The organism is Streptomyces sp. NPDC049577 (assembly GCF_040675635.1).
Taxonomy (GTDB): Bacteria; Actinomycetota; Actinomycetes; order Streptomycetales; family Streptomycetaceae; genus Streptomyces.
Genome location: NZ_JBFAPH010000273.1, coordinates 1 through 8,298, shown reverse-complemented (window position 1 = coordinate 8,298; position 8,298 = coordinate 1). Strand labels below are relative to the sequence as shown.

Sequence of the window (8,298 nt, the reverse complement as noted above, 5' to 3'; positions counted from 1 at the left end):
CGACGGGCCCGGCCCGGACCTGCCCCACGCCCGGCCCACGACCCCGAACGAGCAACGCCGGGCCGGCACCCCCGGTACAGCGCCCGCGACGCCGCCGACCGACAGGCCCGGCCCGTCCGGGACCCGCGCCGGAAGTCGGGCCTCCGCCGCACCCCCGTCGACCACCAACGGCCCGCAGAGCACCCACCCCGAACCAACGGCCGGGCCGGCGCTACCGATCGTCCAACGCCAGACCGACACCACCGGTACGACGCCCGGTTCTGCGACGCCCCGGAGCCACAGGCCCGGGCCGACCGGCCCGTCCCGCGATGGGGCCTCCGCCGCTCACACTCAACCGGCGACCGGTCCGACGCTGCCCATCCTGCAGCGCCGGACCGACACCCCCGGTACAGCGCCCAGCCCTGCGATGCCCCCGAGCAAAAGCTCCGGGCCGACCGGCCCGTCCCGGGCCCCCGCCGCGCATCCGTCGACCACCGACAGCCCGGGGAACACCCAGCCCCGACCGACGACCGGGCCGACGCTACCCATCCTGCAGCGCCGGACCGACACCGCCGGTACAGCACCCAGCCCTGCAACACCCGCGAGCAACACGCCGGGGCCGGCCGGGCCGTCACGGGCCCGTGCCCACTCAACGGCCGGGCCGGCGCTACCGATCGTGCAGCGCCAGGCCGGCGTCCCCGAAACAGCGCCCGGCCCCGCGCTACCGCGCCCGTCCGGGGCCCGTGCCCGAGGCGGTCTCGGGGCGCCCCTGTCCGCCATGCCGCCGACCGCCGGCCCGGTCGCTCCCGATGTCCAGCCCGCTCCGGCGCGCTCGAGTGCCGGCACCGCAGGTGCGCCCGCACCGCTGCTGGGTGCGGGGGACGCCGACCGGCACAGCTCGCCGTCCAAGTCCCCAGCTGCCGGACGTACTTCGCCGGACGGCGGCGCGCCGGCTCCCGCGACTCCGCCGGTGGCGCCGGGCGGTCCGCCACCGGCACCCCCGACCGCAGCCGCCCCCGGTCCCGGCGGCCACCGCACCCCGGGGCCGGTCGTCGCGCCCGGTGTCGTCGGCCCGCAGGCGCTCACTGTCCGACGGCCGGCGAGGCCGGCCGTACCGCGCAGTCTCTCGCTGCTCGCCGCGCGTCCGCTCGCCATCCGCACCCGGGCGCCGGAAGGCGCCGCCCCGCCCTCCGGCGCCCGCGCCGCCGAGCGGCCCGTCGTGGCCGCCTCCTGGCGTCGCGAACCGGGGCCCGCTCCGGCAGCGGGCCCGGCCATGACTCCTGCTCCGGCCCTGGTCGCTTCGGGCCCGACGCCGTCGGGCCCGGCCCGTGATCCCCGGCCCCACGCGGCCGTGCCCGTCGTGCGGCCGCAGCCGCCCGTTCAGCGGGCGGCCGGCGGCGCGGACGCGGCGGCACGCCCACACGTGCTGCCGCTGTCCGAGCCGCAGGCGGCGCCGCTCCGGGACCGCCCGGCTCCCTCGGCGGCGGCCGGCCCGCCCGTGCCCGTGGTCCAGCGCGAAGCGCCCCGGCGGCCGCGGTCGGCCTCCGCGCCCCCACCGGCAAACGCTCCCCGGGAAACCCCCGCAAGGGAGCCCGCAAGGGAGCCGTACGAGCCCGGGGTCGACCTGGACGACCTGGCGCGGCGCCTCCTGGACCCGATGTCCCGGCTGCTCCGCGCCGACCTGCGGCGTGGGCGGGAACGCGCGGGCCGCCCCCACGACGGACGCCGCTGAGGCACACGGAACGGATGACCAACGGATGACGGACAACATCTTCGCGACGAGCGTGTTCTTCCGGCTCGCGATCGGCGGCAATGATCTCGGCGCCTTCCACACCTGCTCCGGCATGGGAGCGGAGGTGGAGATGGAGAGCTACGCCGAGGGCGGCAACAACGGCTTCACCTGGCAGCTGCCCGGCCGTGTCACCTGGTCGAACATCACGCTCACCCGGCCGGTCACCGCCGACACGGCGAAGATCGGGCGCTGGCTCGACCAGACGCTGCGGCGGGTGGAGCCCAAGGACGGGGAGATCGTGGCGCTGAAACCGGATCTGACCCGGATCATCAGCTGGCAGGTGCTCGGCATCGTGCCGGTGCGCTGGCAGGGGCCGTCCTTCGATCCGTCCTCCTCGGAGGCGGCGATGGAGACGCTGGAGATCGCCCACGAGGGGCTGCGGCCTTCCTGACGAACCATCACTCACACACACCGGGAAGGAGTCGCGGGTATGTCCCCTGCGGTCCGCACCAGCCGGGCCAGGGCCCAGCTGACCCTGAAGGAGCCCCCGACGGCGGTCGGCGCGAAACCCGGCGGGACGATCGCGCGGCTGGACCTCCAGTTCAACCCGTCGACGCTCCAGCTGCGCAAGACCACCGAGTGGCGGCGCACCCCGTCACGGATGGCCGGGCAGTCGGCGCTGCCCGAGTTCGTGGGCAGCGGGCCGCGGGAACTGAGCCTGGAGGTCTTCCTGGACGCGACCTCGACCCACGACAACTCGGTCGAGCAGGCGGTGGAGAAGCTGATGAAGGGGTGCGTGCCGACCCCGGCGAGCCTCGCGCGGAAGAAGCCGGCCAGCCCCTGGGTGCGGTTCGAGTGGGGCACCGCCCGGACGACCTCGTTCGACGGGGTGCTGTCGAGCCTGTCGGTGACGTACACGCTCTTCGACGTGGACGGCAAGCCGCTGCGGGCGACGTGTGCGCTGTCGATCGAGGAGGCGAGCGTCGACCCGGCGGGGCAGAACCCCACCTCCGGCTCGCGCACGGCCCGCAGTACGCACACGGTGGTGGCCGGGGACAGCCTGGCGCTGCTGGCCTGGCGGGAGTACGGCGACGCGACGGCCTGGCGGGTCATCGCGGAGGCGAACGGGATCGACGACCCGATGGCGCTCGCGCCCGGCGCCGAACTGGTGGTGCCGGGCCCGGTCGGCGCGGGCGGGGAGGAGGAGCGGTGACCACACCGGAGGCGCGGGGCGGCCGGTCGTTCGCGGCGGACCCCGTCGTGGAGGCGCCCGGCGAGCTGCCGCAGATCTGGGCGGCGCAGCTGGTGAGCTGCGTGGTGGACGAGAACGTGGGCCTGCCCGACGCCGCGGTGCTCACCTACCGCGATCCCGACCACGAGTTCCTGAAGTCGACCGGCATCACCCTCGGCACGCCGCTGCGGGTGTCCGTGGTGACGGTCGCCGGGCAGGCCCGCGAGCGGCTGTTCAACGGCGAGGTCACGGCGGTGGAGATCGACCGGGACTCCACCGGCTCGTTCACCGTCGTCCGGGCCTACTCCGTGGCGCACCGGCTCCAGCGCGGCCGGAAGGTGGTGGCGTACCGGAACATGACGGCGGCGGCCATCGTCCGCAAGGTGGCCGCCGGGGCGGGGCTGCCGTGCGGGAAGGTGGAGGCGGCGCCGGTCACGTACCGGCAGCTGTCACAGGCCAACGTCTCCGACTGGGACTTCCTGCAGTACCTGGCGGGCGAGAGCGGCGCGCGGGTGCGGGTCGACGACCAAGGGGTGCTGCAGTTCACCAAGCCGGAGAAGGCGTCCGGTGCGCCCGCGCCGTCGACCTCGGCCACGCAGAGCCCGATGGTGCTGGAGTACGGGCGGAACCTGCTGGCGCTGCGGGCCGCGCTGTCGGGCGCGGACGGGGCGTCCCACGTCGAGGTGCGCGGCTGGGACGTCACCACCAAGACGCCGCTGGTCGCCCGGCAGCAGTCGGTGACCGGCGACACCGTACTGCCCGGCCTGGCCCCGGAGTTCGCTGCCCGGTTCGGCAGGTCGGCGAAGCTGACGGTGACGGACACCCCGTACCGCACGCAGGCCGAGACGACGGCGGTCGCGGGCGCTACGGCGGCTCAGGTCAGTGCCGGCTTCGGGGAGCTGGAGGCGGTGGTCGAGGGCAATCCGCGGCTGCGGGCGGGCAGGCCGGTCACGCTCGGCAACGTGGGGCAGGCGTTCTCCGGCCGGTACACAGCGACGGCGGTGCAGCACAGCCTGGATCCGCACGGCGGCTACCGGACCACGGTGTGGGTCGGCGCCAGCCCCGACCGGTCACTGGCGGGCCTGGTGACCGGCGCGAACGCGCCCGGCCGCGGACCGCGCATACCGGGCCTGGCGATCGGCGTGGTGACCGATGTCCGCGAGCCGGGCGGCGCCCAGAACGGCGCGGTCCGGCTCGCCTTCCCCTGGCTGGACGACACGTACGTCACCGACTGGGTGCGTACCGTGCAGTGGGGCGGCAAGGGCGGCGGGGGCGTGGTCAGCCCCGAGGTCAACGACGAGGTGCTGGTCGGCTTCGAGCAGGGCCTGCTGGACAGCCCGTATGTCATCGGCGGCCTCTATAACGGCGTGGACCGGCCGTCGCCGCACGACGTCCCGCTCATCGACCGCACCAGCGGAAAGGTCAACCGCCGCTCGGTCGTGTCGCGTTCGGGCCACCGGGTGGAGCTGCTGGACGCTCCGGCGCCGGGCCCGTCCGGGGTGCGGCTCATGACCGGTGACGAGCGCCTCGAAGTGCGCCTCGACGACCGGCGGGACCGGATCGAGCTGACGGTGTACGCCGGGCGGGGCCGGCCCCTCGCCTCCGTCCTGCTGGACAAGAACGGCATCACGCTGGACGCGGGGCGGGGCAACGTGAGTGTGAAGGGCCGGCAGGTGGACATCGACGGCACGGTCGGGGTGAGGGTCGGCGGCCGTTCGGTGAGCGTCAACGGCACGTCGGACGTCACCGTCGACGGCGGTCTGCTGGGCGTCCTCAAGGCCCAACTCGTCCGGATCAACTGAGGCCCGGTCCCTGACCCCCTCCGAGAGGAACACCCATGCCCGCCGCAGCCCGTACCGGCGACCCCACCAGCCACGGCGGTGTGATCGCCACCCCGCCGCCCGGCGCCGCCGCGGCGGTCGCCCGCGTCCTGATCGGGGGCCGTCCCGCCGCCGTCGTGGGCAGCCTGCACACCTGTGTGGTGCCGCCGCACGCCGCCCTCGGCCCGGCCGATGTGATCATGCCCAACCCGGCCGCGCTCGTCGCGGGCCAGGTGCTGATCGGGGGGTTGCCTGCCGCGCGGGCCGGTGACACCACCGCGTGCGGCGCCACGATCCAGATCGGCGCCCCGAACGTCCGGATCGGGGGTCTGTGATGAGCGAGCGGTTCATCGGGCGCGGCTGGGCGTTCCCGCTGCGGGTCGGTCCGACCGGCGGGATCGGCATGGTGGAGCGGGAGCGGGAGATCGAGGAGGCGATCCGGCTGATCCTGGGCACCGCCCCCGGGGAGCGCCCGATGCGGCCGGAGTTCGGCTGCGGCATCCACGAGTACGTCTTCGCGCCCGGCAACGGCGCCACGGCGGGGCGGATCGCCCAGCAGGTGCGGGAGGCTCTGGAGCGGTGGGAGCCGCGGATCGGGGTGGACGACGTGGTGGTGGCCTTCGACGCGGTGGACGCCGGAACCCTCTACATCGACGTGCGCTACACGGTCCGGTCCACCAACGACCGGCGCAACCTGGTGTTTCCCTTCTACACGATCCCCTCCGAGGAGGGGGCCGAGGAAGCGGTCGCGGACTGATGGCCCTGCCCTCCCCCAACCTGGACGACCGGCGGTTCCAGCAACTCGTCGACGAGGCGAAGCGCTACGTGCAGCAGCGTGCCCCGGAATGGACCGACCACAATGTCTCCGACCCGGGCGTCACTCTGATCGAGACGTTCGCCTACCTCGTGGACCAGTTGCTGTACCGGCTGAACCGGGTGCCGGACAAGAACTACACGGCCTTCCTCGACCTGCTGGGCATCCGTCTGTTCCCGCCGGCGGCGGCCTGCGCCGAGGTCGACTTCTGGCTGTCGGCGCCGCAGCCCGACACGGTGACGCTGCCCGCCGGCACCGAGGTGACCACCGCGGGCGGCGAGAGCGAGGAGCCCGTGGTGTTCGCCACCACGGAGGAACTCCGCATCGTGCCGAGCGAATTGATCCGGCTGGTGACTGCACCCCGGACCGGTGAGCAGACCGACCGGACGGGCGCGCTCTTAGAGGGCCGCGACGTCCCGTGCTTCCAGGCGGCGCCCGAGGCGGGTGACGCGCTGCTGTTCGGGCTGCCCACGGCCGTGCCGCGCTGTGTGGTCGCGGTGCGCCTGGACAGCCGGGTGGAGGGCGTCGGCGTGGACCCGCGCCAGCCGCCGCTGGTCTGGGAGGCGTGGGACGGCGGCCGCTGGCAGCCGTGCGAGACCGGCGCGGACACCACCGGCGGCCTGAACCGGCCCGGCGAGGTGATCGTGTACGTGCCGGCCGGGCACACGGCGTCCGTGATCGGCGGGACCCGGGCGGGCTGGCTGCGCTGCCGGGTCACCGAGGCGGAGCCCGGCCAGCCGTTCTACTCGGAGTCCCCGACGGTGCGCGAGGCGACGGTGTTCACGGTCGGCGGCACCGTCTCCGCCGAGCACGCGGAGACCGTCACCGACGTTCCGCTCGGCACGTCGGAGGGGGTCGCGGGCCAGACGTTCCGGCTGGGCCGGCCGCCCGTGCTCCTGGACGGCGGGCCGCCGGTGGTGGAGGTCTCCTCGGCCGACGGCTGGCACCGCTGGGAGGTGGTGGAGCACTTCGGCCGCTCGGCCCCCGACGACCGGCACGTCCGGTTGGACGCCACCACCGGCGAGTTCACCTTCCCGCCGGCGCTGCGCGAACCGGACGGGACGCTGCGGCCGTGCGGCGCGGTGCCGGAGAAGGGCGCCCGGATACGGGTGGCCCGTTACCGCACCGGCGGCGGTCCGGCCGGCAACGTCGCCCGCGGCGCGATCTCGGTGCTGCGCAGTTCCGTGCCGTACGTCGCGCGGGTCACCAACCGGGAGGCGGCACGCGGCGGGGTGGACGGGGAGACCGTCGCCAACGCCAAGCTGCGGGCGCCGGACGCGCTGCGGATGCAGGAGCGCGCGGTCACCGCCGAGGACTACGAGACCATCAGCCGGCAGGCGGCCCCTTCGGTGCGCCGGGTGCGCTGTCTGCCGGCCGCGGACGGGGCGGGCGCGGTGCGGGTGCTCGTGGTGCCGGACGCGGTGGCCGACGAGGGCGAGCGGCTCCGGTTCGAGCAGCTGATCCCGTCGGACCAGGTGCTGGCCGCGATCACCGCGAGCCTGGACGAGCGACGGCTGATCGGGACCCGGCTGGTGGTGGAGCCGCCGGTCTACCAGGGCGTCACCGTGGTCGCCCGCCTCGCGGCCCCGCCCGACGACGTCGACCGGGTGCGGGACGCGGCGCTCGCCGCGCTGTACCGGCACCTCAACCCGCTGCGCGGCGGGCCGGACGGCACCGGGTGGCCGTTCGGGCGGCCGGTGCAGTACGGGGAGGTGTTCGGCGTGCTGCAACGGGCCACCGGCAACGCGCTGGTGGAGGAGATCCGGCTGTTCGCCGCCGACCCGGTCACCGGGCGGCGCGGCACGCCGGCGGACCGCGTCGACGTGGCCCCGGGCGCGCTGGTGTTCTCGTACCAGCACCAGGTCGTCGTGCAGGGCGCCGAGCCGGGGGCGAGGGCATGAGCCGCGCCGCCGTTCCCGGCCTGCCGAGCCGGCACCCGATCGGCGGGCTGCTGCCCGCCCTGTACGCCGACGACGACTTCGCCCAGCGGTTCACCGCCGGGCTGGACACCGTCCTCGCCCCGGTGTTCTCGACCCTCGACAACCTGCCCGCCTATCTCGACCCCCGGGTGGCGCCGCTCGACTTCGTCACCTGGCTGGCGTCGTGGGTGGGCGCCGCCGACGACCCCGGGTGGCCGGCGGAGCTGCGCCGCGAGGCGGTCGTGCGTGCTGTGGAGCTGCACCGCCGGCGCGGCACCCGGCGCGGCCTGGTCGAGCGGCTGCGGCTCACGCTCGGGGTGAACGCCGATGTCACCGGCGACGGCGGGGCCGTGTGGTCCCGCACGGCGGGCTCCGGCCTGCCGCCGGAGCCGTCCGGCGAGGTGGTCGTCCGGGTGTGGCCGGGCCGCGACCCGCGGGTGGACGTGGGCAGGGTCCGGGAAGTCGTCCGGGCCCTGTGCCCGGTGCACGTCTCGTGCCGGGTGGAGGTCCTGCCCGGCCCGCCCGCCGACGAAGGGAGGTGACGCCGTGCGTGCCTGTCCCGCGTGCGGGGCGCCCAACGGGCCCGGGGACGACTTCTGCGGCAACTGCGGGTCGTACCTGGGCTGGTCCGAGGGCGCGGGCGGCGCGTCGCCGCGAGCCACCGCGCCCGGCTCACCCGCTCCGGCCGCCGAGGAGCCGAGCGGTACGGGCCCCGGGGCGAGCCCCGGTACGGGCCCGGCGCCGGACGCGACCCCGGCTCCCGTGGCGGCCCCGGCGCCCCCGGCCGGGGACGACCCCGTGGC

8 protein-coding genes are annotated in these 8,298 nt (G+C 75.7%); all 8 read left to right on the top strand.

What is annotated here, in order from left to right:
* The first annotated feature begins 1,736 nt into the window (after positions 1 to 1,736).
* Complete coding sequence (locus tag AB0K09_RS25005; protein WP_366067622.1) at positions 1,737 to 2,162, top strand: phage tail protein; 426 nt, start codon at positions 1,737 to 1,739, stop codon at positions 2,160 to 2,162.
* A gap of 39 nt (positions 2,163 to 2,201) precedes the next feature.
* Complete coding sequence (locus tag AB0K09_RS25000) at positions 2,202 to 2,924, top strand: LysM peptidoglycan-binding domain-containing protein (RefSeq protein WP_366067621.1); 723 nt, start codon at positions 2,202 to 2,204, stop codon at positions 2,922 to 2,924.
* Entirely contained in the window at positions 2,921 to 4,744 is a 1,824-nt protein-coding gene (locus AB0K09_RS24995; RefSeq protein ID WP_366067620.1) for a VgrG-related protein, read from the top strand. Before AB0K09_RS25000 ends, AB0K09_RS24995 begins: the two co-directional genes overlap by 4 nt.
* 35 nt (positions 4,745 to 4,779) lie before the next feature.
* Positions 4,780 to 5,097 (top strand): PAAR domain-containing protein, encoded by a 318-nt coding sequence (locus AB0K09_RS24990; RefSeq protein ID WP_366067619.1) that lies wholly within the window; start codon positions 4,780 to 4,782, stop codon positions 5,095 to 5,097.
* Positions 5,097 to 5,519 (top strand): GPW/gp25 family protein, encoded by a 423-nt coding sequence (locus AB0K09_RS24985; RefSeq protein ID WP_366067618.1) that lies wholly within the window; start codon positions 5,097 to 5,099, stop codon positions 5,517 to 5,519. The genes AB0K09_RS24990 and AB0K09_RS24985 overlap by 1 nt, the downstream gene beginning before the upstream one ends.
* Positions 5,519 to 7,477, top strand: a complete 1,959-nt coding sequence (locus AB0K09_RS24980; RefSeq protein ID WP_366067617.1) for a putative baseplate assembly protein — start codon at positions 5,519 to 5,521, stop codon at positions 7,475 to 7,477. The genes AB0K09_RS24985 and AB0K09_RS24980 overlap by 1 nt, the downstream gene beginning before the upstream one ends.
* A complete protein-coding gene (locus tag AB0K09_RS24975) occupies positions 7,474 to 8,037 on the top strand; it encodes a phage tail protein (protein ID WP_366067615.1) in 564 nt (187 codons plus the stop codon). The genes AB0K09_RS24980 and AB0K09_RS24975 overlap by 4 nt, the downstream gene beginning before the upstream one ends.
* Positions 8,038 to 8,041: 4 nt before the next feature.
* Positions 8,042 to 8,298: zinc ribbon domain-containing protein (locus tag AB0K09_RS24970; RefSeq protein ID WP_366067614.1), on the top strand; the 257-nt coding region annotated here is incomplete at its 3' end.

What these genes read in the sequence shown, in the direction of transcription:
- AB0K09_RS24975 (WP_366067615.1), top strand. Translation starts at nt 7,474, where the DNA reads ATGAGCCGCGCCGCCGTTCCCGGCCTGCCGAGCCGGCACCCGATCGGC.
- AB0K09_RS25000 (WP_366067621.1), top strand. Translation starts at nt 2,202, where the DNA reads ATGTCCCCTGCGGTCCGCACCAGCCGGGCCAGGGCCCAGCTGACCCTG.
- AB0K09_RS25005 (WP_366067622.1), top strand. Translation starts at nt 1,737, where the DNA reads ATGACGGACAACATCTTCGCGACGAGCGTGTTCTTCCGGCTCGCGATC.
- AB0K09_RS24990 (WP_366067619.1), top strand. Translation starts at nt 4,780, where the DNA reads ATGCCCGCCGCAGCCCGTACCGGCGACCCCACCAGCCACGGCGGTGTG.
- AB0K09_RS24980 (WP_366067617.1), top strand. Translation starts at nt 5,519, where the DNA reads ATGGCCCTGCCCTCCCCCAACCTGGACGACCGGCGGTTCCAGCAACTC.
- AB0K09_RS24985 (WP_366067618.1), top strand. Translation starts at nt 5,097, where the DNA reads ATGAGCGAGCGGTTCATCGGGCGCGGCTGGGCGTTCCCGCTGCGGGTC.